Here is a 24,867-nt window from a genome sequence, read left to right as displayed (position 1 = left end):
TTATCAAAAGGCTTGAATTACAATATAAACTCATGGTTTTTTAACCAGTTTTTGCAATCTGTAGTCCAATTTAAATCTATATCTTTTGGTTTTATTCCAAATCCATGTCCTCCCTTTTCATAAAGATGTAATTCGACTGGAACCGAATGTTTTTGTAATGTATTGTAATAGATCAAACTATTTTTAAAAGATACTGATTTATCATCAGTTGCATGTACAAGAAAGGTTGGTGGAGTGAGACGGTTCACTTTTTTTTCAGATGAATAATTGTTTACAAGCTCTTTATTTGGTCTTTTTCCAAGCAATGCTGTTTTCGAGCCAGAATGTGAAATATTTTTTTGCATCGAAATTACTGGATATATTAGGATAGCAAAATTTGGTCTAGCACTAGTGGTATCAATTTCAGAAGTCACTTTTTTATCATATTGTGTAGATAAAGTAGCTCCCAAATGTCCTCCAGCAGAAAATCCAATGATACCAATTTTATCAGGGTTAATGTTCCAGTTTGTTGAATTTTTTCTGATGTAACGCATAGCTTGTTGGGCATCTTGCAAAGGTCCAATCGCTTTATCTTTCATGATTTTGTCGTTCGGTAAACGATATTTTAGTAAAAAAGCAGTTATGCCAAGTGAATTTAACCATTCTGCAATTTTGACACCTTCTTTATTCATTGATAGATGCGAATAACCTCCACCTGGTAAGATAATAACTGCAGTTCCATTTGCTTTTAGGTCTTTAGGAAGGTAAACTGATAGTGTTGGTTTAATTACAAAACTTACTCCCTCGACGGTATTATTAAATAATTCTTGGTTTTCGATGTAACTTAAATCTTTTAATTCTCCAGGTATTCCATTAGGCCAAATTGGAAAAGTGGACTGTTGTGATACAGCATTGTTTAATGATAATATGCTTATGATACTATAAATTACAATGATTTGTTTTTTTATGATTTTTGACATTTTCAATTGTTTTTAGTTTGATTTGAATTATTGCGATAGGGATCGCTAAATGTATTTTTAAATGCGAAAGTTAATTTTTTAATATATTATCAGTTTAATCAAACTTTTTATATCGGTAATGTTTTTTATTCTGCTAATTTAATTATTTTAAAAAAAAAGTTGCAGTATAATTTATAAAAGTTATATTTGTGCAATCGATTACATTTTTAATTAAATAAGTGAAATCATTTTTAATCTGATACTTTCAAATTGTAATAAATTTAGAAAGTACCACGCTTTTTACAACGAAGCCAATTCATACTCATATAATTTTTAATTATGACAAATAAAACTAAATCAATTGGGAACTATCGATGGGCCATCTGTAGTTTGCTTTTTTTTGCAACTACAATTAACTATTTAGACAGACAAGTACTTTCATTAACGTGGAATGATTTCATTGCACCAGAATTTCATTGGACTAACAATGATTATGGTAATATTACAGCCTTGTTCTCTATTTTTTATGCTGTTTCGTTGTTGTTTGCAGGTAGGTTAGTTGATGTTTTAGATACTAAAAAAGGATTTCTTTGGGCAATAGGTGTTTGGTCTGTCGGAGCTTGCCTACATGCTTTTTGTGGTATTGCCACTTCAGGTATTATTACAGGAAATTGGTTTGTGGGCTTTGAAGGCGCAAAAGATGCATTAAAAACAGTCAGTGATACTGGCTTGGTTATATCGGTAAGTGTTACTCTATTTATTTTTGCTCGTTTTGTATTGGCTCTTGGTGAAGCAGGAAATTTTCCAGCAGCCATAAAAACTACAGCTGAATATTTTCCTAAAAAAGATCGTGCTTTTTCTACTAGTATATTTAATGCAGGCGCAACTGTTGGTGCATTAGCTGCACCTATAACTATTCCGTTTATCGCAAAAGCATTTGGTTGGGAAATGGCATTCATTATTATTGGTGCTTTGGGGTTTATATGGATGGGTTTTTGGATTTTTATGTATGACAAACCAGAAAATCATCCTAAGGTAAGTGCAGATGAGCTCTCATATATTCAGCAAGATGTAGTTGCAGATAGTAAGATTGCAGGATATGTGCCAGAAACCGCAGTAAAAGTAACATTAAAACAATGCTTGCAATACAAACAAACATGGGCTTTTGCTTTTGGTAAATTTATGACGGATGGTGTATGGTGGTTTTTCTTATTCTGGACGCCAGCTTATCTGAGTTCGGTTTATGGAATGGATTCTACGCAAGCCGCTTTACCATTGTTTGTTTTATATATGATTACTTTATTATCGATTATTGGTGGTTGGTTACCTACTTATTTTGTTGAAAAGAAAGGAATGAATCCCTATGAAGGGAGAATGAGAGCCATGTTGATTTTTGCGTTTTTCCCATTATTGGCAATGATTGCGCAGCCTTTAGGGCATATTAGTTATTGGTTGCCTGTAATTATTATTGGAATTGCCGGTGCGGCTCATCAAGCTTGGTCAGCTAATATATTCACGACCGTTGGGGATATGTTTCCTAAAAAAGCAATTGCCACCATTACCGGTATTGGAGGATTAGCTGGTGGTATTGGCTCAACTTTTATCAACAAGGGGTCGGGGATGCTGTTTGATTACAGTAAAGAAACGAATATGTCTTTCATGGGATTTGAAGGTATTGAATCTGGATACTTTATTATATTCTCCATTTGCGCTGTTTGTTACTTAATTGGTTGGGCGGTGATGAAAACTTTAGTCCCAAAATACGCGCCAATTACTGATATGTAATATTTTAATAAGATTTTGAATTATAAGGAACTAGTTCTCTATCTCTTTTTTACAAAATCAAAAACTCAAAAATCAATTTTTAAAATAGAAAAATGGATTAACGAATGAATAAACATTTAGGTTTATTGATATATTTAATACATTTGTAATCGATTGCATTAAAATTTAAGTTATGGCAAAATATAGTTCAAGATACGCTTCTAGTCCAGAAGCAGTAAAAAAATACGATACACAACAATTAAGAGACGAATTCTTAATTGATAATTTAATGGTTAATAATGAGATCAGTTTGACTTATTCGCATTACGACCGTTATGTTGCAGGTTCGGCTGTTCCTATTAATGACTTGGTCTTAGAGAGTATAGATCCATTAAAAGCATCTTATTTTTTAGAAAGAAGAGAAATGGGGATCATAAATGTTGGCGGAAGCGGTTCTGTTGTTGTTGAAGGAGTTACTTATGAATTGAATTTCAAAGATGCTTTATATATTGGAAGTGGAAATAAAGAAGTACTTTTTAAAAGTACTGATCCAAAAAATCCAGCAAAATACTATATCAATTCAGCTCCAGCACATACTAGTTATCCTTCGAAAAAAGTGAGTTTGGCCGAAGCCAATAAACTAGAATTAGGGACAATGGAAACAGCAAATCATCGAACGGTTAATCAAATGATTATTGGTGGTGTAGTAAAAACTTGTCAATTGCAAATGGGTATGACAGAATTAAGACCTGGTAGCGTTTGGAATACTATGCCAGCACACGTTCACGATCGTAGAATGGAAGTTTACTTTTATTTGGATATTCCAGAAAATCAAGCGGTATGTCACTTCATGGGGCAACCGCAAGAGACAAGACATATTTGGATGAACAATCATCAAGCGGTAATTTCTCCTCCATGGTCCATTCATTCAGGATCAGGGACTAGTAACTATACTTTTATCTGGGGAATGGCAGGTGAAAATTTAGATTATGGCGATATGGATGTTTGCAAAATCAATGAATTAAGATAAAATACTATGACTTTATTTAATTTAGAAGGTAGACGTGCTCTTATAACAGGCGGAACTCATGGTTTAGGTATGGCTATGGCCGAGGGATTAGCAATCGCTGGTGCAGAGTTAGTGATCACAGGAACTACTCCGTCAAAAATGGAAGAAGCGCTTACCTATTATAAAAGCAAAGGTTATACTGTCTCTGGTTATTTATTTGATGTAACAGATGAAAATGCTGCTTCAAAAAATATAGAATTAATAGGGCAAGAATTGGGAGATATTCACATATTGGTTAACAACGCTGGAATTATAAAAAGAGAATTGGCCATAACAATGCCTGTCGCAGATTTTAGACAAGTGATTGATGTGGATTTAGTTGGCCCTTTTATTATGTCTCAATTAGTAGCTAAGCAAATGATTGAACGCAAGGAAGGGAAAATCATTAATATCTGTTCTATGATGAGTGAACTAGGGCGAAATAGTGTTTCGGCTTATGCTGCCGCCAAAGGAGGATTGAAAATGCTAACTCGTAATCTAGCAACAGAATGGGCAAAATACAATATCCAAGTGAACGGAATAGGTCCAGGCTATTTTGCAACTAATCAAACAGAACCGATTCGTGTGGATGGACATCCTTTTAATGAATTTATTATTAATAGAACGCCAGCAGCTCGATGGGGAGATCCTGAAGATCTTGCAGGAACCGCAGTTTTCCTTGCTTCAAAAGCAAGTAATTTTGTAAACGGACAAATTGTTTATGTTGATGGAGGGATATTAGCTACCATCGGGAAACCTTCAAACGAAAATTAATTTTTAAGACATCTATAATGAGTACTACATTTATAAACGATAATTTTTTATTAGAAAATAAATACGCGGAAGAATTGTACCATAACTATTCTAAAAATCAGCCTATTATTGATTATCACAACCATTTGTCTCCGAAGCATATTGCCGAGAATACCGTTTTTGACAACATTACTCAAGTTTGGATCAATGGTGATCATTACAAATGGCGCGCCATGCGTACGTTAGGGATAAATGAACAATTTGTCACAGGAAATGGTTCTGATAAGGATAAGTTTATAAATTGGGCAAAAACAGTTCCTTATACTATGCGTAATCCTTTGTATCATTGGACGCATCTGGAATTAGCTCGTTACTTTGATATTTATGATTTGCTAAATGAAAAATCGGCAGAGTCAATTTATGAACAAGCTTCGGCTAAAATAAATTCCTCGGCATTTAGTACTCAAAATTTACTTACCAAAGTAAATGCGGAATTTGTGTGTACTACCGAAGATCCAATTGATACTTTAGAGTACCATAAACAATTGGCCAAAAGCGATTTTAAAACCAAAGTAAGTACTGCCTTTAGGCCTGATAAAGCGATCTTAATTTCAGTTGACGGCTACAATGAATACATTGATGCGCTAGCTCAAGCTGCTAAGGTAGAAATTAATAATTATACCAATTTGTGTACAGCATTACTTAACAGGATAGACTATTTTGATAAAAACGGTTGTAAATTATGTGATCATGGTTTAGATCAAATTTATTTTGAAAGTTTCACACAAAGTGAAGTGGATGCTATTTTCAAAAAGAAAAGAGAAAATGGAGTATTGAATAATGAAGAAGCTTTGAAATTTCAAAGTGCCATTTTATTGTTTTTATCTGAAACCTACCATCAATACGGATGGGTACAACAATTTCACTTAGGAGCTTTACGAAACAATAATGCCCGTATGCATAGAATTCTTGGGCCCGATACAGGTTGGGATTCAATTGGAGATTATCCGCAGGCACAAAAACTATCGTGCTTTTTAAATGCGTTAGATAGTAAAGATAAGTTGACTAAAACAATCATTTATAATCTAAACCCAGCAGATAACGAAGTGATGGCTACTATGATTGGAAATTTTAATGATGGAAGCGTGAAAGGAAAAGTGCAGTTTGGATCAGGATGGTGGTTTTTAGATCAAAAAGACGGAATGACAAAACAATTAAATGCACTTTCAAATATGGGGTTAATTAGTTGTTTTATAGGGATGTTAACCGACTCAAGAAGCTTTTTGTCATTTCCAAGACATGAATATTTCCGAAGAATTCTTTGTAATCTTTTAGGAGATGAAATAAAAAGAGGGGAGTTGCCAAATGATATGGAATGGATTGGTAAAATGGTGTCGGATATTAGTTATAACAATGCCAAGGAGTATTTTAAATTTTAATAAAGACTAGTATTTAATTTAAACACAATGAATAAAGTTGTTGCTTTTGGTGAAATAATGTTGCGTCTTTCTACAGAAAGGCATTTGCGTTTTGCGCAAGCGAAAACATTTACAGCTACTTATGGTGGTGGTGAGTTCAATGTTGGGGTTTCGTTAGTAAATTATGGTATAAATGCTGAATTTGTAACTCGCTTACCACAAAATGAAATTGGTGCTTGTGCTTTGAGGGAAATGCGTAAGATGAATGTAGAATCTAAAAACGTGATTTTTGGCGGAGAGCGCCTAGGTACCTATTATTTAGAAACTGGTGCAGGAACTCGTGGGAGTAATGTAGTCTATGATCGTGCTCACAGTGCAATGGCTACCATTCAAAAAGGAATGATTGATTGGGAAAAAGTACTGGAGGGAGCTACCTGGTTTCATTGGAGCGGAATTACAACAGCGATCTCTGAAAGTGCTGCCGAAGCTTGTCTTGAAGCTGTTAAGGTAGCGCATCAATTAGGTTTAACGATCTCTTGTGACTTAAATTATCGCGCTAAATTATGGCAATATGGCAAAACCCCTAGTGAAGTAATGCCCGAGTTGTTAGCCTATACAAATGTTGTTTTGGGAGATATAGATACCGCTTTTTTTATGTTAGGTCAAGTCAAAGTAGATCCGAATTATGAAGATCTAAAGTCACTCCCTGTTTTATACAGTAAGTTGTTTACTTTATGTCCGAATTTAAAAATTGTTGCTACAACATTGCGTTATTCAGTTAGTGCTTCGCATCAAAGAATTGGAGGTGTTTTATTTGACGGAAAATCAATTTTTAATGCAGCCATTCAAGAAGTAACTCCTGTTGTAGATCGTGTAGGTAGTGGTGATGCATTTATGGGAGGATTAATTTATGGATTGTTGGAATACAAAAATGATAAGCAGAAAGCATTAGATTTTGCTGTTGCAGCTTGTTGTTTAAAACATACTGTTTCAGGAGATTATAATTTAGTTACCTTAAATGAAGTTGAAAATATGCTGGACGGAAATGTTTCTGGTTTAGTATCTAGATAAGAGATTATGGCAAAGTATTCAAGAATTGAAGTAGCAACTGTGATGAAAGAGAACGGAATGGTTCCTTTATTTTTTCATTCAGATATTGAGTTGAGTAAAAAGGTATTGAAAGCCTGTTACGATGGAGGTTCTCGCTTAATGGAATTTACCAGTAGAGGTGATTTCGCTTTTGAAGTTTTTGGAGCCTTAAATAAATATGCTTTGGCTGAATTACCTGGAATGATCTTAGGAGTTGGCTCAGTTACCGATGCTGCTGCAGCTTCACTTTATATGCAACTAGGAGCTAATTTTATTGTTACTCCAGTTTTGAGAGAAGACATCGCTTTGGTTTGTAATCGCAGAAAAGTACTGTGGTCGCCTGGATGTGGAACTTTAACAGAAATTGCAAGGGCGGAAGAATTAGGATGCGAAATTGTAAAATTATTTCCTGGAGACGTTTACGGTCCGCAGTTTATTAAGGGAATAAAAGGACCATGCCCTTGGACTAGTATTATGCCTACAGGTGGTGTTTCTACTAATAGAGAAAATTTAAAGAGTTGGTTTGACGCTGGTGTAACCTGCGTGGGTATTGGGTCGCAATTGATTTCAAGCGAAATATTAGCGAATAAAGACTTTGAAGGCTTGCGATTAAAAGTTCAAGAAACCTTGTTAACTATAAAAGAGTTAAGGAGTTAATTAATGCATTTAGGGAGCAAAACAAGACGATAGAAGATAATACATAGGATTTTGAAAAATAATTTGGCATTAGCAGGGAAGTCTATTGTAATTACAGGAGGAACTGGGGTTATAGGTGATTCATTTATAAAAAGTGTTTGTAATGCAGGTGCTTCGGTTGGGATTTTGGGTAGAAACGGAAAAGTTGCAGCCCAAAGGGCTAGTGAAATTGTAAAAATGGGAGGAATTGCAATTCCTTTGATTGCAGATGTAACTAGTGAAGCGCAGTTAATTGCAGCTCGGGATAAAATGTTACAAGCTTTTGGCAAAATTGATGGACTAGTTAATGCTGCAGGAGGTAATATTCCGGAGGCAGTTATACAGCCTGATCAAGATATTTTCAAACTCAATATGGCAGCCATTCAAGAAGCGATGAATTTGAATTTGTTTGGGTCAATACTACCAACACAAGTTTTTGGCGAAGCGATAAAAAATAATGGCAGGGGTAGTATTGTAAATATTTCTTCGGTTACGGCTCACTTAGCTGTTACTAAAGTATTGGGATATAGTTTAGGCAAAGCAGCCATAGATTGTTACACCCAATGGTTTGCAGTAGAATTGGCAAAGCGTTTTGGAGATAAAATCCGGATGAATTCAATAGTTCCTGGATTTGTATTAACCGAGCAAAATAGAACGCTTTTAACTAACAAAGACGGTAGCTTAACTGAAAGAGGCCATCTTATCATCAATAAAACCCCATTTAATCGCTTTGGGACAGCACAAGAACTCGAAGGAGCACTCGTTTGGTTACTAAGTGATGAATCTCAGTTTGTTACTGGCTCAAAAATCACTGTTGACGGAGGTTTCTCTGTGTATAGCGGTGTTTAGATATCGAGAAATTTATCAAATAAAAAAGTACACTTTATATCCATATATAATGAAAAAATTAAATAGAATAAGTACAGGTTTAGAAAAATTGCAGCCTATCAAAGTACTGCAATTTGGCGAAGGGAATTTCCTAAGAGCATTTATCGATTATGCGTTTCAGGAATTAAATGAAAAGGTAGATTTTAATGCTGGAATTGCTGTCGTACAACCTATTGAAAACGGAATGGTCAACATGCTAAACGACCAGGATGGCTTGTATACTTTGTTCATGAAAGGCTTGACAAAAGGAAAAGAAATTCAAGAGAAAATAGTGATTTCAAACTTGGTATCAGGAATCAATCCGTATACTGATTTCAATGATTATTTGGCTTTAGCTAAAGAAGAAGAGTTGGCATTTATTATTTCGAATACAACAGAGTCAGGTATTGCTTATGTAAGTACAGATACTCCAACGATGCAGCCACCAAGTTCGTATCCAGCGAAGTTAACAGTACTTTTACACGAAAGATTCAAACATTTTAACGGAGAGGCAGCAAAAGGATTGGCGATTATTCCTTGTGAATTAATTAATAACAATGCCGATACGCTTAAAGAAATTATATTAAAATACAGTGATGATTGGAATTTAGGAGCTGATTTTAAAAACTGGATTGAAACTAACAATTCATTTCACAACACCTTAGTAGATCGGATTGTACCAGGATATCCAAGAGCCGAAATTGATGCTTACAATAAAGAACTAGAGTACGCAGATAATTTAATTGTTACTGCCGAAACATTTTTTCTTTGGGTAATTGAGGGAGGATCTGATTTAAAAGCAAAATTACCATTCGATAAAACAAATCTAGACGTTAAAATTGTTGCAGATATGCAGCCGTATCGCACTAGAAAAGTCAGAATTTTAAATGGTGCACATACAGCAATGGTTCCTTTCTCATTAATGTATGGAAACGAAACGGTAAAAGAAACAGTAGATAATGCTTTTACTGGGGCATTTATCAATAAAGCGATTTTTGAAGAAATCAATGAAACAATTGCAATGGATAAAGTAGAATTAAATTTGTTTGCAGATGCAGTTTTAGATCGTTTTAGAAACCCATTTATAAAACACAATCTTTCTAGTATTGCCTTGAATTCGATTTCAAAATTTAAAGTTCGTGTCTTACCAAGTGTTTTGGGATATATTGAAAAATTTGATAAGGTACCAACAAACTTGACTTTTGCATTTGCGTGTTTGATTCGTTTTTATAAAGGATCTTGGAATGAAGAGACTTTGCCAGTTGATGATAGCAAGGAAATTACAGATGCTTTTCAACAAATATGGGCGTCAAATAGCAGTACAAAAGTAGTTGCACAAACTTTGTCAAACCAAGATTTCTGGGGAGAAGATTTAACAAAAATCAAAGGATTATCAAGTGCTTTAGTATTGGCATTGAATGAAATTGAGGCAAATGGAATTGAGCAAGGTTTTGTGAATTTTAATAAACAAGTTTAGTAGTAGTCACGAATTATAGTATTTATAATTATGCAAAAGAAATTAATAAAAGTAAATCCATCTGATAATGTGGCGGTGGCTTTAGTAAATCTCACTCAAGGAGAAGAGATACAATTTGAAGGAGAACTGATCAAAGTACTTACTGATGTAAAGATGAAGCACAAAATTGCGATGACTGCATTTGACAAGGGTGATCGTATTATTATGTATGGTGTTTTGGTAGGAAAAGCAAGCGAACGAATCGAAAAAGGTGGTTTGCTTTCGACGCTAAATGTGAAGCATGAAAGTGATAAAGTAACGGGAAAGACAGAAACAATTGGTTGGACTGTTCCTAATGTAGATAAATGGAAAAACAGAACTTTTCAGGGCTATCATAGAGAAGATGGCCAAGTAGGAACCGAAAATGTATGGTTATTTTTTCCATTGGTTTTTTGTGAAAATAGAAATATTGAAATTTTAAAAGATATTTTCGAAAAGGAATTAATGAAGCCAAAAGAAAACGATTACCAATTGTTATTGCGTTCATTGGTAAATTCTGAAAGTGGAGTAGAAGGAAATAGTGGCGGTTCTAATGAAACGGATCTATTTAAAAATATAGAAGTAAAATTCATCACGCATCAAGGTGGTTGTGGCGGAATTCGTCAAGATTCGCATAGTTTAGCCAAATTGTTAGCGGGTTATGTCAATAATCCCAATGTAGCAGGTGCAACAGTTTTGAGTTTGGGGTGTCAAAACTTACAAATTCAGATCTTTAAGGATGCACTAAACGAAATAAATCCCAATAGTACTAAACCCGTGTTGATTTACGATCAACAACAAATCGGTACTATTGATGCTATGTTAAGTAGTGTTGTAAAAGATACTTTTGAAGCCATTAAAAAGGCAAATGAGTTGGAGAGAGCACCTGCACCATTATCCAAATTAACAATTGGCCTAGAATGCGGCGGATCAGATGGTTTTTCGGGTATTTCGGCCAATCCTACATTGGGAGTAACTTCGGATCTATTAACTGCTTTAGGAGGAACAACAATACTTTCAGAGTTCCCTGAATTGTGTGGAGTTGAACAAGAATTAGTGAATCGTTGCAATGAAGAAGAAGATGGAGTACGCTTTTTGGAGCTAATGAAATGGTATGAAAAAACGGTTGTCGATGCTGGATCTGGATTTGACATGAATCCGTCTCCGGGGAATATTAAAGACGGTTTAATTACCGATGCGATGAAATCAGCTGGTGCTGCCAAAAAAGGAGGTACTTCGCCCATTGTAGGGGTTTCAGACTATGGAGAATATATTTCAAAACCAGGTTTAAACTTGCTTTGTACTCCAGGCAACGATGTGGAATGTACAACCGCAATGGTAGGATCGGGTGCTAATATGGTTCTTTTTACTACAGGTTTAGGAACACCCACAGGTAACCCTATCGCACCTGTCGTAAAAGTTTCCTCTAATTCTGAGTTAGCCAGAAAAATGTCGGATATTATTGATATTGATACTGGAGGAATTATTACAGGCGAAAAATCTATAGAGGAGATGGCTGATGAAATGCTAGAATTTATAATTAACGTAGCCAGTGGTACCATTAAAACAAAAGCTGCTATTCTAAATCAGAATGATTTTATCCCTTGGAAAAGAGGAGTTTCTTTATAGTAATTTATTTAGTTTTGTTTAAGTTGATAAGCGTGAAAGTTATATACTTCACGCTTTTTTTATTTGGGAAATTTTAAAGATGATTTTCTGATGTGAAGCTCAGGCATCAAGACAACTTTTTTTTCTATTTTTAAATTATCACTATTATTTATTTGTTCCAAGAATACTTTGGCGGCCATCCTACCCATCTCTAAAGGTGACTGATCTACAGTTGAAATTGATAGCTCCATAAACTTGGTAAAAGGTTCATTTCCAAAACCGAAAACACAAAACTCTTCTGGAATTTTCACACCAAATTCTTTTAATTTTTGAATCGCACCTAATGCCGCGAAATCACTAGTAGAAAATATAGCAGTTGGGGGATGATCGAGTTTTAATAATTGTTCCACTACTTCTCGACCAACTACAACGTTACTCTTTATAGTTATGATATAATCTTCAATCAGTTCAATAGAATTATCTGCTAGAGCTGCAACATAACCATTGTATCGATCTTCATATATTTCTAATGAGCGATCTCCTGACAGAAAAGCGATTCGCTTATTTCCTTGGTCAATTAAATGCTGCGTTGCCAAATAAGCACCTTTAAAGTCATTAATAGTAACAGAACTAACACCTTCCATATTTTTTTTCCTGTCAAAGAAAATTAGTGGAACATTTTTTTGTACTATTCTTTCAATAAAGGAATCATTTTTTTTAGAAACATTTGAAATTGACATCAATATACCATCCACCTGAGCATTTAATAAGGTGTTAATATTTTCAATTTGCCTCTCCTCATCTTCATGAGTTTGACATATAATTACTTGATAACCGTTAGGTTGTAGTTCTTCTTCTATTCCTCTTATAACTGAAGCAAAGAAATTGGTATTGATTCTAGGAACTATGACACCGACGTTATTACTTTTTCCACTTTTAAGAGCTAACGCTAATTTATTTTGTTTGTAATTCATCTTAGCGGCGGTGCTCATCACAAGAGTACGGGTAGCAGAACTTATTTTCGGGTTATTGTTTAGAGCCCTAGAAACAGTAGCAGCTGTTATATTTAACTCTTTTGCAATATCGTATATTGTAGTTTTGTTGCTCATGTTGTTTTTTAAAGCGGTAAAATTAAACTTTTTTTTTGATTATGGGGCGTATTTGTTATCGATTACATTCTTGCTTCTACTACTATATTAATCTCTTTTTTGAACCTTAATCTAGGATAAGCATACCTCATTAATACCATGGACAAATATATAAGATGTAAAATCTTGCTGTGTTTTGGCAATAATCGCTTTTAGTAGATCCTTAAGGAAGCATAAAGCACTAATAATTTGCTATATTTTTACTGTATGTATAATTAAATGTATTTTTTTCTATTTGATATGAATTTTTAATAGTTTTTTTTTGGTAAATTAAAAAAATATAGATAGGTTTGTGCAATCGATTACATTTATTGTTTTAATTTTTAATTCACATTATTTAAATATTTGAATTATGATGTTGTTCTGCAAAAAATGGGTTAAAAATTAATTATATTCTGCTTAGATGTTACCATTCTTTTTAAATTAATAATCTTCTATATGTTAGAAAAATGAAAATACTACGAAATATTTACTTTCTTGTTTTAATAGCATTGTTTTCATCTTGCAAAGGACAGCAATCTTCAAATAGTGTTACCAAGAATGCTTGGCGTGAAATGGAGCAAATAGTACTTAAAGTGAAAGAGCCAACATTTGTTGACAAAACATATAATATTTTAGATTTTGGAGCAAAGTCTGATGGTATGTTCAATAATACTGATGCTATCAATAAAACTATATTACATTGTTCGAATAATGGTGGTGGAAGGGTTCTTGTTCCTTCAGGAAGATATGCCACGGGTCCTATAGTTATGGAGAGTAATGTAAATTTACATTTAGAAGCTGGTGCTGAGTTATTGTTCAGTACTAACCCTGCAGATTATCCTATTGTTCACACATCATATGAAGGTACTGAATTAATGAACTATTCTCCTTTGATTTATGTATACAAAAAGAACAATGTATCGGTTACTGGCAAAGGTATTCTAAACGGGCAGGCAACTAATGAAAATTGGTGGCCATGGTCGGCAGGAACTTCTTATGGATGGAAAGCAGGTATGCCAAGTCAGAAGGATCCTTTGAATCTGTTTCGTTTGATGGAGATGGCACAGCAAGGTGTTCCAGTTTCGGATCGTGTTTTTGGCGATGGAAATTATTTGAGACCCACCTTTGTTGATTTTTTTGAATGTACTAATGTTTTATTAAAGGATGTGAAAATTATAAATGCCCCTTTTTGGGTTATTCATCCTATGAAATCATCAAATGTTATTATTGATGGAGTAACTGTCGAAAGTCATGGTCCTAATAATGACGGTTGTGATCCTGAATATTCAAAAAATGTAATTATTAAAAACTGTACTTTCAATACAGGAGATGATTGTATAGCGATTAAATCAGGTAGAGATGCTGATGGTAGACGAGTAGGTATTCCTAGTGAAAATATTATAGTACAAAATTGTAATATGATAGATGGGCATGGAGGAGTAGTTATGGGTAGTGAAATTTCTGCCGGAGTGAAAAATGTATTTGTTGAAAATTGTATAATGGACAGCCCAAATCTTGATCGTGCAATTCGTATCAAATCAAATTCTAAACGAGGCGGACTTGTAGAGAATGTATACGTTAGAAACCTTAAGATCGGACAAGTAAAAGAAGCAGTATTGAAAATTAATATGTTTTATGATGTATATGGTAATCAAACGGGAGATTTTATTCCACAAGTACGAAACGTATTCTTAGAAAATGTAACTGTAAAAAACGGTGGGCAGTATGGTATATTGGCACGAGGACGTAAAGAATTACCTATTCAGAATGTGCTTTTCAGCAACGTGAAGATTGATAAGGTAGATGATGCCTATTCAATAGAAAATCTTGAAGGATTGAGATTTATAAATACCTACATCAATGGAGTTTTGATGAAAAATCCAAAATTAAACTAACGACAACCAATTTAAAACTAACAAACGACTAATTATGATTACAACACATTTATTTAAAAAAGGTAATAACATTTTTTTAGCCTTTCTTTTATTGCTTGGTATATTGTCAGGTAATACTATGAATGCTCAGGGTAGTGTTATTATTACTGGGACTGTAACTGATGCAGCTAATATGCCAATTCCCGGTGTGAATATTATGGAAAAAAGCACTAAGAACATTGTAACTTCTGACCTAGATGGTAAGTTTTCCATGCGCGTAGCAGGACCAGGTAGTGTATTAATTTTTTCGTATTTAGGTTATGAATCATTAAGTAAAACAGTAGGGAAAGATAAGTCACTGAGTATTGTTTTAAAAGACTCTACTTCAAAATTAGATGAAGTAGTTGTAATTGGTTATGGAACTACTCGGAAGGCTGATTTAACCGGTTCAGTGTCTACAATTTCAGGGGAGGAATTGAAAAAAACACCAATTTCTAATGTTGCTGAAGCTTTGACGGGGAAAATTGCAGGAGTTCAAATTACTTCATCTGAAGGCTCTCCAGATTCTGAAATAAAAATTAGAATTAGAGGTGGTGGATCACTTACTCAAGATAGTTCTCCATTAGTCATTGTCGATGGTTTTCCAGTCAATAGTTTGAGTGATATATCACCATCAGATATTGCAAACATTACAGTATTAAAAGATGCGTCATCTACTGCTATATATGGTTCTAGAGGAGCAAATGGAGTAATTATAGTTACAACAAAAACAGGTAAAGATGGCAAAATATCTGTTAGTTTTAATACTTTTTATGGTATCAAGAAAATCGCTAACACAATAGATGTATTACAGCCAGAAGATTTTGTAAAATGGCAATATGAATATGCTTTATTAAGAAACGACGTTAGCTCCTACGAGAGATATTTTGGTCAATGGCAAGATTTTGATCAATACAAAGGGCTCAAAGGTAATAATTGGCAAAAACAAATATACGGCCGCTTAGGGGAAGTAAATAGTCGTGATTTAGGGATCCGCGGAGGGAGTGAAAAATTAAATTATAACTTTAATTATGCTCATTATGATGAAAAGGCCATTATGGTTGGATCTGAATTTAAAAGAAACAATTTATCGTTTAGTATGAGAAATAAAGCAAGTGACAAAATTGATTTGTCTTTTACTATGCGTTATTCTGATACAGAAATTAATGGAGGAGGAGTAAATGAGCAAAACGAGATCTCTTCTGCAGATGCTCGACTTCGACACAGTGTTGGGTATTCACCAATACCTTTACCAGGTTTAACCACTGATAATACTGATGAAGCAGTTTCTAGTTATTTAGTTAACCCTTTTGTTTCAGTAGCAGATAATGACCGTTTACAAACGAGAAAGAATTTTAACATGCTTGGTAGTTTGTCATGGGATATATTTAAAGATCTTAAATTTAAAACGGACTTAGGTTTAGATAATTTTAATTACAAAGATTATCGTTTCTACGGACGCTCAACTTATTATGTTAATAATGTGCCTACAGCAACTAATCAGGGCAGTCCAGCTCTAGTTATAAGTAATCGTGACAATATTCGATTTAGAAATGCCAATACTTTAAATTATGATTTTAAAAATTTACTTGGTACAAATCATAGAATAAAAGTTCTAGTAGGGCAAGAAATGATTAAGTTTAAATCAAATGAAATAGAAAGTACAATACATGGATTTCCTAAGTTTTTTGACTTTAATACTGCTAAAAACCTGACAACTCAGGGAGTACCACAAGGAGTTGATAATAATTATAGCCCTGATGATATTCTATTGTCCTTTTTTGGAAGAGTAAATTATGATATAAAAAATCGTTACTTGTTCACCGCAACTTATCGTGCTGATGGATCAAGCAAGTTTCTAGGTAATAATCGCTGGGGTTATTTTCCTGCAGCTGCTGCAGCATGGAAAATTAGCGAAGAGGATTTCATGAAAGATATTTCTTGGCTTAGTTCTCTTAAGGTAAGATTAAGTTATGGGGAAGCTGGAAATAATAATATTCCAACTGGGCAAACAGTTCAAAACTTCCAATCATCAACTTCAACTTGGATAAATGGTGTTACTAATTATTGGGCTGCTTCAAAGACTCTTGCTAATCCTGATCTTAAATGGGAAACTACAGTAACTCAAAATTTAGGAGTTGATTATGAGTTTTTTAAAGGGCGCGTAAGTGGTACATTTGAATTGTATAAAAATCTCACTAAAGATCTCTTGATTCGTTTTCCAGTTCCTGGAACTGGCTATGATTTTCAATTCAGAAATATGGGAGAAACCCAAAACACAGGATTTGAAGCTTCAATAAATGTTGTTGCAATTGATAAAGCTGATTATGGATTAAATTTTTCTGCAAACATTGGATTCAACAAAAACAGGATAAATTCATTAGGTCTTTTAAATGATTTTGGACAAAATACAAATTGGGCTTCTACGCAAATCGGAAATGATTATGTTGTAAAAGTAGGGCAACCAATAGGCTTGATGTATGGGTATAAAAGTGACGGTAGATACGAAGTCTCTGATTTTGATTTTATTGGAGGAAATTATGTTCTTAAAACAGGTGTAGCAAATAGCTCTAATGTTGTGGGAGCAGTTAGGCCTGGGACAATGAAGTTAAAAGATTTGGATGGTGATGGTCTTGTTGGTGCGAGTGATCTTTCAGTAATCGGAAATGCAAATCCAAAACATACAGGAGGTATGGTTATTAATGCCAATGCATATGGTTTTGACTTGTCAGCTGCCTTTAACTGGAGTGTTGGTAATGATGTTTATAATGCCAATAAAATTGAATTTACAACATCTAATTTGAATGGACAATACAGAAATCTTAGTACGGTAATGGAAGATGGAAACAGATGGACTAACCTTGATCCAAATTCAGGACAATTAGTTACAGATCCAACTGCACTCGCGGCTCTAAATGCAAGTACCACTATGTGGTCACCTTATATGTCTCGTTTTGTTTTTAGTGATTGGGCAGTTGAAGATGGATCATTTTTAAGATTAAATACGCTTAGTTTGGGGTATACTTTACCTAGTAAGTGGATTTCTAAATATGGAATTTCTAAATTCAGGTTATATACTACTGCCAATAATGTGTTTATTATCACTAACTACTCGGGCCTCGATCCTGAGGTTTCCACAAGAAGGAATACGCCATTAACGCCAGGTGTTGATTACTCTCCATTTCCAAGAAGTAGACAACTAGTTTTTGGTCTTAATCTAAATTTTTAATTTTAAAAGTATCAAAAGATGAAACATAAAGTAATTATTGTATCACTAATTTTATCAGGTTTTTTTGTTGGTTGTCAAGATTTGGCTGATAATTTTTTAGATGCACCAGCAATATCAACTCTAGATGAGTCGGTTATTTTTTCCACTCCAGGTTTAGCCAAAGGCGCAATCGATGGTATAAAAATACCTTTTGCAGAAACAAATTCCTATCGAGGTAGATTTTTACCTTTTTATGGACTTAATACCGATACAGAATGGCTTAACACTTCGCAAACAGCCGGTGACAACGCTGACCTATGTGTCTATGATACCAAGCCTAATAATACAAATATGAATACTACCAACAATGCTTGGGCAATGATGTATTCAGGTATCGAACGTGCAAATATTTGCATTCGTGGGCTTCGTGCATTTGGAAATCCAAATCCAGGAAATGAATTAGGGCAATTACTTGGGGAAGCCTTAACATTGCGCGCTATTTATTATGCCGATTTAATTAAGGCATGGGGAGATGTTCCAGCACGTTTTGAACCTATAAACTCAGAAACTTTGTACTTGCCAAAGTCAAGTCGTGATGAAATTTATAAACGGCTTATACAAGATTTGGGAGAAGCAGCAACCTTAGTTGCTTGGCCTAATCAGAGTCCTGCAACGGCAACGGTAGAGCGAATTAATAAAGCATTTGTAAAAGCTTTTCGTGCTCGTTTAGCAATGGCCGCAAGTGGTTTTCAACAGTACCCTGATGGTGTACGTCGAAGCAATGATAGTGAACTTTCAGTAGCAAAAATGTATAAGCTAGCTTTAGATGAAACTCGCGAGGTGATGCAAAGTGGAACAGCTCGTTTAGAATCATCATTTGAGACTTTGTGGAGAAAATACAATGAAGAGAATATCGCAGCAGGCGGCGAATCATTGTGGGAATTACCTTTTGCAGAAGGAAGAGGACGTATGCTTTTTACTTTTGCTGTGCGTCATACTACAAGTGATCAATTTCATGCAAATGGTAATAATCGTGGAGGAGTAGCAGGACCGCTTCCCACTGTTTTCTATGATTTTGATGAAGTCGATACACGAAGAGATGTTAGCTGTGTACCTTATAGATATGGAACTGCTGTAAACGGAATTGCAAAGCAAGAGTTGGGTAGGTCTGATACTTGGTATTTTGGTAAATATCGCTATGAATGGACCAAGCGCTTTATCACTTCAACTAACGATGATGGAATCAATAAAATGTATATGCGTTATGCGGAAGTACTTTTCATAGCAGCTGAAGCTGCAAATGAATTGGAAGGTGCGACGGCTGCGGCACCTTATTTAAAAGAAATTAGAAGAAGAGCTTTTGCAACTCAGTTGCATCCCGTTAAAGTAGATGCTTACGTTAACAACTTAATAAGTAAGCAAGCAATGTTTGATGCTATTGTAAAAGAGCATAAGTATGAATTCACTGGTGAAATGGAGAGAAAGCAAGCGCTAATACGCTGGAATTTGCTTAAAAATAATTTAGACGAAGCAAAAGCTAAAATGACTAATTTACAAAATAGAACTGGTGAATATGCAGATGTACCAACTACACTTTATTACAAATTTAAAGCAGATAATGTATCATTGACTATCTATGGTTTAAATAGAGGAGAAATTGCTAATCCAGGGCCTGATTACTCTGCATTTTCATGGCAGTCACTAGTAGATACAAAGGTTAATTCTTTGTATAAAACTGGGGTTAATCCTGATAACAGGCAGTTTTGGCCTATATGGCAGGTTTTCATCGATGGTAGCAATGGAAAATTAGTAAACGACTATGGCTACTAAAAATTTAAATAATTTAATTCAATTGTGATTATGAAAAATACATTTAAAATAAAAGGTTTAGTTGCTTTGCTTTTGTTGTCATCTTTTATAATAGGATGCACAGGATACGGTGAAGAGTTAATAAATGGACTTGAAGTGAGTAGAGCTTTTGCGCCAATAAGCCTTACAGCTAGAGTTAGAAATCAAACAACTGTAGAACTTAATTGGACAGTAAAAGAAAATATAGATTTTTATGAAGTAGAAATTAGTGCAGATGATCCTTTATTTACTTCTATATTTAAGAAAATAAAAGTGGCTCCTACTGAGTTACCATTACAGGTTGCCTTGGAGGGAGAAACAGTTTATTCTATAAGGGTAAAAGCAATTAGTGCTGTTGGACGCGAGGATTCTAAATGGTCAATTGTTACAGTTACGACTTTGTCCGAGCAACTATTTTTAGCATCTCAGGATGCGGATATTCAAGCCAAACAAGCTACTTTTAGATGGGTTGCAAATAGTAATGTTACTGAATTAGTGGTTAATCCGGGAAATATTCGCAAGGTTATTTCAGCATCTGAAAAAGCTGCTGGTGTCGCAACTGTAACTGGTTTGGTGGGAGACACATCCTATACTGTTGATTTATTTAATGGTACAAAAAAAAGAGGATTTAAAAGTTTTAAGACTTTGGTAGATATAGGGAATGGTATTCTAATTAATCCAACTGATGACCTTAATGCAAAAATTGCATCCGCTAGCGCAGGTGCTGAATTGTATTTGTCTCCTGGGGAATATAAGGCATATGTGGGAGAAATAATTCTAAATAAATCGATTACAATTAGAGGACTTTACCCATATAATAAACCTAAAGTGTATCTTAAATTTACCCTTAATTCAGGAACTGCAGATGTATCTTTAGTAGATCTAGACTTAAATGGAGATACAGCGATAACAGGTGCGAATTCAGCTGTATTAACTATCGGTAATACTAGCACCACTTATGGCAATTTACTAATTAGAGGTTGTGATGTCCAAAATTATGAGAGATCATTAGTATACGCTTCAATGGCAAGTTCTAAAGTGAGCTCTGTTACTGTCGAAAATTGTAAAGTTACAAATGTTAATACAAACGCAGGTGCTGATTTTATAGATTTCAGAACAACTTTCGTCGGGGCAGTTAGTTTAAAGACTTCAACTTTCAATAATTGCTCAGCGGGCCGAGATTTCGTTAGGGTCGATGCTGGTACTTTTTCAGGAACTGGCTTAACAACGAATGTGTTAATAGACAGATGTACTTTGTACAATGTTTCTAATATAGCTAATGTACCAACAACTGCTCCTAAAAGACTGTTATATGTTCGCTCCTTAAATAATGCATCTATAGTTAAAAACACTTTAGTGGCTGAGACAAGTGCAGTTTACTCTAATCAAACAAATACAGCAACCCCAAGTTATACGGCTAATTACTATTTTAATGCACCATTTGTTATGGATGCAACGATCTCTGGTAACAAGCCTGATACATCAGGCGTCGTAGCAAATCCACAATTTGTAAACGCAGCTGCTGGTAATTTCAAAATTCAGAATCAAACTTTAATTGATAATGGAATTGGAGATCCGTTTTGGAGATAAAATAACTTTTAGATTTTAAAGGCTCGGTTTTTATCGAGCCTACTTTTTAACTTGATTTATGATTAATTAAAGACGAAATCAAAATGAGAATAATTTACATTTTACTAATAGTTAGTTTTTTTTCTTGTTCGAAAGAGGAAACGCCAAGTGTTGCAGCTACTATAAATGTTAAGAGTTTAACTATTGTAGGCGATAATATTACAACTGGAACTAGCAAGCAATTTAGTGTTTCAATATCACCTGAAAATGCAACAAATAAATCAGTAGCTTGGCAGTCCTCTGATAGCACAATTGCTGAAATATCATCCAGTGGTTTACTTACTGCCAAACAAAATGGTACCGTAACTATATCGGCTACTGCTATTGATAAAAATACAGTTATTGCAACAAAAATCATTTTAATTTCCAGTTTTGCTAGTGTACCTACTAATGAATTTTATGTTAGCAATGCAGCAGAATTAACAGCAGCAATCGCCAAGGTTCAAGCTGGTTCAACGATAATACTGAATGAAGGCACTTATGTATTCAATTCTAAAATTAATTTGACTGTTTCAGGTACTCCTGATAAATTAATTACCTTAAAGGGACAAATAAATAAAAACAGACCGAAAATAGATTTTTCGTCTATGCCTGAAAATTCTTCAAACCAAGGGATCGTGCTTCAAGGTAATTATTGGCACATAAAAGGCATAGATGTTTATAAAGCAGGAGATAATGGATTGCAGGTCAAGGGAAATAATAATCTAATTGAGTTTTGTACTTTTTCAGAATGTGCAGATACTGGACTTCAGTTAGATTCGGGTGCTGCAAATAATACTATTCTTAACTGTGACTCCTACTTTAATGCCGATTCAACACTCGAAAATGCTGATGGTTTTGCCTGTAAATTGACAGCGGGGACTGGAAATAGATTTATTGGCTGTAGAGCTTGGCAAAATCTAGATGACGGTTGGGATGGATACCTTAGAGGTACAGATAATATTACAACTACTTATACTAATTGTTGGGCCATCAAAAATGGGTATTTAAAAAGTGGAAGTAAAGGTTCAGGCGATGGAAACGGTTTCAAAACGGGCGGTAGTGATGATAAATTACTTAAGCACAACGCAATTTATAAAAATTGTTTGGCTGTTGATAATGTTGCAGATGGTTTTGATCATAATAGTAATAGAGGTGTGGTAGAAATATATAATTGCTCAGCCTATAATAATGGAGTTAATTATTCTTTTAGTAATACAAATCCCTTGGCTAAGCTAATCATGAAAAACGCATGTTCTATGGGAGCTTTTGGATCAGCTGGGGCCGCAACGACTGACGTAACTAATAATAGCTGGCAAAACGGAATTGTTACTGATGCCGCTGATTTCAAAAGCTTAGCAAGTTCTCAACTATTACAAGCTCGAAAAGCAGATGGTAGTTTACCTGATATTACATTTATGAACCTTGTTTCAGGAAGTGATTTAATAGATAAAGGAATTGATGTTGGGTTACCCTTTAAAGGTAACGCTCCTGATATTGGTGCATTCGAGTTTTAATAATCATGAAAGGATGTACTTTGTATAAGAAAATATTTTTTCAGCTTATTTTAATAGGGAGTAGTTTTTTTTGTTATTCACAAAATAAAATTCAGAGAGATACTTCCTATACCGTAGCAAGTACTTATAATAAATTAATTAAAAAATATCCTGATATTAATGTTGTTTCAAAACAGATTGAAAACAGTATAACAGAAGAGACGGAAGTTATTTACAAAAAAATAGGAAACAGGATTTTGAGGTTAGATGCCTATTATTCAAGTTTTCCGGATAAACACCCTGCCGTTTTATTGATTCACGGTGGAGGATGGAAGTCAGGAGATAAATCAATGATGAGTCCAATGGCCGCTAAACTGGCTGCAAACGGCTATTCATGTTTTACGATTGAGTACCGTTTATCTCCAGAAGCGAAGTATCCCTCCGCAATTTACGATGTTAAAAGTGCAATTCAGTTTGTGAAATCAAATGCAGCAAAGTTTAATGTAGATACGACTAGAGTTGCTGTTTTAGGCTGTTCCTCAGGCGGACAAATGGCAGCTTTAGTTGGGACTACTAACAAAAATAAGGAATTTGAGGATAAAATTGATTTGAAATCAAAAGTTAGTACAACTATTCAAGCGATAGTCAATATAGACGGTATTTTGGCATTCAAACATCCAGAATCTAATGAGGGCGAAATGGCGGCTTTATGGCTAGGTGGGACTTATGATGAGAAGTCATATGTTTGGAATGATGCATCGGCTCTGAATCATGTTGATGAAAAGGCACCACCAATATTGTTTATTAATAGTAGCTTTGATCGATTTCATGCTGGTCGAGACGACATGATTTCAATCTTAAATAGAAATAATATATATTCTGAGGTAAAAACAATTGTTGGTTCGCCTCATTCTTTTTGGTTATTCGATCCTTGGTTCGAGCAAACTGTTGAGTACACAACACAATTTTTACAGACAATCTTTAAAAAAATATGATGAAAGCAACAACGTTATTTTCTGCGGCTATACTAATAGCATTTTCAAATTGTAAAGCACAATCTACATATGATATATCAACTGCTAAGTCCTATGCAGAGATATCTGTCAAGCAAGGAGGTAAATGGGAGGGTCGTAAATATATTGGAGGCACATTTAAAAATGTAGATACTCTGAGGCTAGCTCCCGAGCATACGGATCATTCGTTTGATATACGATACGAAGGACCAGGATGGGAAAGCAATAAAATTGGATATCGATTGTATTTAGATTGGCGAAATGCTATTGATATTTATGGAAAAAAGACAGAAGCTATCATTCTGCCTCAAGTAGGTCAAGATGGTTTTGATTCTTATCACGAAATGAGTGATTGGGGAGCTGATATACTTAAGGCTGGGAAAGGAATTGGGATCGGTTCTATCGATCGTTATGTGAATAATGAAAAACTACATTTTTATGAAGTAGATGTTACAGAAGCAACAGTTAAAAACACAAGAGATAAATCGATTGTAAAAATCGATTATACAGGTTGGAAAACAGCTTCAAACAAGATAAATTTCATGTCAGAATTAACAATTAAACCTGATGATAGATATACCCAACATACTATTAAAGCTTCGCAAGCTATAGAAGGTATTTGTACAGGAATTGTCAAACAAAAAAATACAGAATTACTCCTAAAAAGTAGTACCAATAAAAAATGGGCATATCTTGCAACCTATGGGATTCAATCATTAGTGCCGGATAATTTGGGAATGGCTCTGTTTTATGAAGTAAGTACAGTAGCTGATGTTGTTGATGCTGAGTTTGATCATCTTTTAGTTTTTAAACCAACGACTAAACCTGTTTCTTTTTACTTTTTAGGTGCATGGGAACAAGAAAAAAATGGAATCAAATCAAAACAGGAATTTGTAAGCTATTTAGATCAAAAACTAGAAGAGCTTAATAGAAAAAATAAAATTTAATACTGATGTTTAGTTCCATTTTGAAACCGACTTTTTTTTACAAGTATCT

The 24,867-nt window shown here is 34.5% G+C and carries 18 protein-coding genes; 16 read left to right on the top strand and 2 right to left on the bottom strand.

The genetic code is table 11. The features are described from left to right. Positions 1-17 precede the first annotated feature (17 nt). The gene (locus H8R22_RS11890) at positions 18-959 is read right to left on the bottom strand and encodes an alpha/beta hydrolase (protein ID WP_187010609.1); all 942 of its coding nucleotides are present in this window, start codon (positions 957-959) and stop codon (positions 18-20) included. 318 nt (positions 960-1,277) lie between these two features. On the opposite strand from H8R22_RS11890, the gene H8R22_RS11885 reads away from it, so the two are divergent. The 9 genes from H8R22_RS11885 to H8R22_RS11845 all read left to right on the top strand — a co-directional run bounded on the left by H8R22_RS11885 (position 1,278) and on the right by H8R22_RS11845 (position 11,676). After that, positions 1,278-2,723: an MFS transporter gene (locus H8R22_RS11885; protein WP_187010608.1), complete on the top strand. Its 1,446-nt coding sequence runs from the start codon at positions 1,278-1,280 to the stop codon at positions 2,721-2,723. Positions 2,724-2,895: 172 nt separating this feature from the next. Continuing rightward, positions 2,896-3,732, top strand: coding sequence for a 5-dehydro-4-deoxy-D-glucuronate isomerase (gene kduI / locus H8R22_RS11880; RefSeq protein ID WP_187010607.1), 837 nt, complete (start codon positions 2,896-2,898; stop codon positions 3,730-3,732). Positions 3,733-3,738: 6 nt separating this feature from the next. Continuing rightward, entirely contained in the window at positions 3,739-4,524 is a 786-nt protein-coding gene (locus H8R22_RS11875) for a gluconate 5-dehydrogenase (RefSeq protein WP_187010606.1), read from the top strand. 17 nt (positions 4,525-4,541) lie between these two features. After that, entirely contained in the window at positions 4,542-5,942 is a 1,401-nt protein-coding gene (uxaC, locus tag H8R22_RS11870) for a glucuronate isomerase (protein ID WP_187010605.1), read from the top strand. A 27-nt stretch (positions 5,943-5,969) separates the two neighbouring features. After that, on the top strand, positions 5,970-6,992 hold the full coding sequence (locus H8R22_RS11865) for a sugar kinase (protein ID WP_187010604.1): 1,023 nt from the start codon (positions 5,970-5,972) through the stop codon (positions 6,990-6,992). A gap of 6 nt (positions 6,993-6,998) precedes the next feature. Further along, positions 6,999-7,667 carry a bifunctional 4-hydroxy-2-oxoglutarate aldolase/2-dehydro-3-deoxy-phosphogluconate aldolase gene (locus H8R22_RS11860; protein WP_187010603.1) on the top strand — a complete coding sequence of 223 codons (669 nt, stop codon included), beginning with the start codon at positions 6,999-7,001 and terminating at the stop codon, positions 7,665-7,667. A gap of 51 nt (positions 7,668-7,718) precedes the next feature. Beyond that, entirely contained in the window at positions 7,719-8,534 is an 816-nt protein-coding gene (locus H8R22_RS11855) for an SDR family oxidoreductase (protein ID WP_187010602.1), read from the top strand. A gap of 49 nt (positions 8,535-8,583) precedes the next feature. Continuing rightward, the gene (locus H8R22_RS11850; RefSeq protein ID WP_187010601.1) at positions 8,584-10,029 is read left to right on the top strand and encodes a tagaturonate reductase; all 1,446 of its coding nucleotides are present in this window, start codon (positions 8,584-8,586) and stop codon (positions 10,027-10,029) included. A gap of 30 nt (positions 10,030-10,059) precedes the next feature. Beyond that, a complete protein-coding gene (locus tag H8R22_RS11845) occupies positions 10,060-11,676 on the top strand; it encodes a UxaA family hydrolase (RefSeq protein ID WP_187010600.1) in 1,617 nt (538 codons plus the stop codon). Between the two features lie 59 nt (positions 11,677-11,735). On the opposite strand, the gene H8R22_RS11840 is transcribed toward H8R22_RS11845, so the two are convergent. Further along, positions 11,736-12,764: a LacI family DNA-binding transcriptional regulator gene (locus H8R22_RS11840; protein WP_187010599.1), complete on the bottom strand. Its 1,029-nt coding sequence runs from the start codon at positions 12,762-12,764 to the stop codon at positions 11,736-11,738. 488 nt (positions 12,765-13,252) lie between these two features. On the opposite strand from H8R22_RS11840, the gene H8R22_RS11835 reads away from it, so the two are divergent. The 7 genes from H8R22_RS11835 to H8R22_RS11805 all read left to right on the top strand — a co-directional run bounded on the left by H8R22_RS11835 (position 13,253) and on the right by H8R22_RS11805 (position 24,818). Beyond that, positions 13,253-14,680 carry a glycoside hydrolase family 28 protein gene (locus tag H8R22_RS11835; protein WP_187010598.1) on the top strand — a complete coding sequence of 476 codons (1,428 nt, stop codon included), beginning with the start codon at positions 13,253-13,255 and terminating at the stop codon, positions 14,678-14,680. Between the two features lie 34 nt (positions 14,681-14,714). Continuing rightward, the gene (locus H8R22_RS11830) at positions 14,715-17,927 is read left to right on the top strand and encodes a SusC/RagA family TonB-linked outer membrane protein (protein WP_187010597.1); all 3,213 of its coding nucleotides are present in this window, start codon (positions 14,715-14,717) and stop codon (positions 17,925-17,927) included. Positions 17,928-17,945: 18 nt separating this feature from the next. Further along, the gene (locus H8R22_RS11825; RefSeq protein ID WP_187010596.1) at positions 17,946-19,736 is read left to right on the top strand and encodes a RagB/SusD family nutrient uptake outer membrane protein; all 1,791 of its coding nucleotides are present in this window, start codon (positions 17,946-17,948) and stop codon (positions 19,734-19,736) included. 30 nt (positions 19,737-19,766) lie between these two features. After that, complete coding sequence (locus H8R22_RS11820) at positions 19,767-21,344, top strand: DUF4957 domain-containing protein (RefSeq protein ID WP_187010595.1); 1,578 nt, start codon at positions 19,767-19,769, stop codon at positions 21,342-21,344. 83 nt (positions 21,345-21,427) lie between these two features. After that, positions 21,428-22,879 (top strand): right-handed parallel beta-helix repeat-containing protein, encoded by a 1,452-nt coding sequence (locus H8R22_RS11815; RefSeq protein WP_187010594.1) that lies wholly within the window; start codon positions 21,428-21,430, stop codon positions 22,877-22,879. 5 nt (positions 22,880-22,884) lie between these two features. Beyond that, positions 22,885-23,853 carry an alpha/beta hydrolase gene (locus H8R22_RS11810; RefSeq protein ID WP_187010593.1) on the top strand — a complete coding sequence of 323 codons (969 nt, stop codon included), beginning with the start codon at positions 22,885-22,887 and terminating at the stop codon, positions 23,851-23,853. Then, positions 23,850-24,818 carry a DUF4861 family protein gene (locus tag H8R22_RS11805; RefSeq protein WP_317171761.1) on the top strand — a complete coding sequence of 323 codons (969 nt, stop codon included), beginning with the start codon at positions 23,850-23,852 and terminating at the stop codon, positions 24,816-24,818. The genes H8R22_RS11810 and H8R22_RS11805 overlap by 4 nt, the downstream gene beginning before the upstream one ends. Positions 24,819-24,867 lie beyond the last annotated feature (49 nt).

The organism is Flavobacterium kayseriense (assembly GCF_014305095.1).
GTDB lineage: Bacteria > Bacteroidota > Bacteroidia > Flavobacteriales > Flavobacteriaceae > Flavobacterium > Flavobacterium kayseriense.
Note: the sequence above shows the minus strand (reverse complement) of the source record. Positions and strands in the feature narration are given on the sequence as shown.